At 62.8% G+C, this 1,204-nt stretch carries 1 protein-coding gene; it reads left to right on the top strand.

Translation table 11 applies throughout. The features are described 5' to 3' along the window. On the top strand, positions 1 to 1,204 hold a 1,204-nt coding region (locus tag EN964_RS35165), incomplete at both ends, for an FAD-binding oxidoreductase (protein ID WP_245490740.1).

Here is a 1,204-nt window from a genome sequence, read left to right as displayed (position 1 = left end):
CACGGTGGCGCGGCTGGCGCGCTCGCCTTCGGGGCCGAAGAACGCAGGCCGGATCGCCGATATAGACGGCTTCGCGCTGCCTCTGAAGCCGCTGGACAATGCGCCGGCCTTCGACGCGTCGCTGCCCTGGTCGGCAAAAGGCGGCGACATCAACGATGCCAGCGGCCTGTCGATGACGCCGGTTTACGGCGTCGTCGAGATCAGCGAGGACGAGCACATCGGCAATGCGCTGGCCTTCGCGCGTGCCAATGGCCTGAAAGTCTCACTGGCCGCCATCCGCCATTCGATGGGCGGGCATACCTTCGACGACAACGCGCTGGTGCTCGACCTCAGAAAGTTCAACAAAGTCACCGTCGATGCGGCGGCCAAGACCATGACCTTGCAGCCGGGCGCGCGCTGGCACGACATCCAGAACCTTCTGCATCCGCGCTTAGCGGTGAAGGCGATGCAGTCGACCGACATCTTCTCGGTCGGCGGCTCACTGTCGGTCAATGCGCACGGCATGGACCACCAGGCAGGCTCGGTGGCGGGCTCGATCCGCTCGATGCGAGTGATGCTGGCTGACGGCTCGGTGACCACCTGCTCGCCGACCGAGAACACCGATCTGTTCCGGCACGTCGTGGGCGGCTACGGCCTGTTCGGCGTGGTGCTGGAGGCGACGCTCGATGTCGTCGACAACGCCGTCTACCGGACCTCGCGCGAAATCATCAGATCGGACGATTTTCCGAAATTCTTCGCCGAGGTGCTGGAGCCGAACAAGGACATCGGCCTGTTCTACGGCCATCTGTCGACGGCGCCCGGCAATTTCCTCGAGGACATGATCGTCTACCGTTACGACAAGGTGGCGGAGCAGCCGCCGGCGGATCAGCCTGAGATCGGCGAGCCGGGTTCGGTTGGGTTGAAGCGGGTGATCATCAACCTGGCGAAATGGGGCAGCCTGTTCCAGGAACTGAAGTGGTTCACCGAAAAGACCCTGGAGCCGAAATTCGAAAGCTGCACGGTGGCGCGCACCTCAGCCATGGCCGAGGGCGAGGCTTGTCTCGTCACCCGCAACAACCCGATGCACGATTCGGTGCCCTATCTCTTCAACGATCAGATGGAAGAAACCGACATCCTGCACGAATATTTTATTCCACGTGCCGCCTATGTCGAATTCATCGCGGAAGCGCGCGAGATCCTGCGCAACCAGACGCTGCCGGTGCTC

Origin of the sequence: Mesorhizobium sp. M7A.F.Ca.CA.001.10.2.1 (genome assembly GCF_003998575.1) — a bacterium.
Classification (GTDB): domain Bacteria; phylum Pseudomonadota; class Alphaproteobacteria; order Rhizobiales; family Rhizobiaceae; genus Mesorhizobium.
The sequence above is the reverse complement of the archived record's forward strand: the minus strand, read 5'-3'. Positions and strand labels throughout refer to the sequence as shown.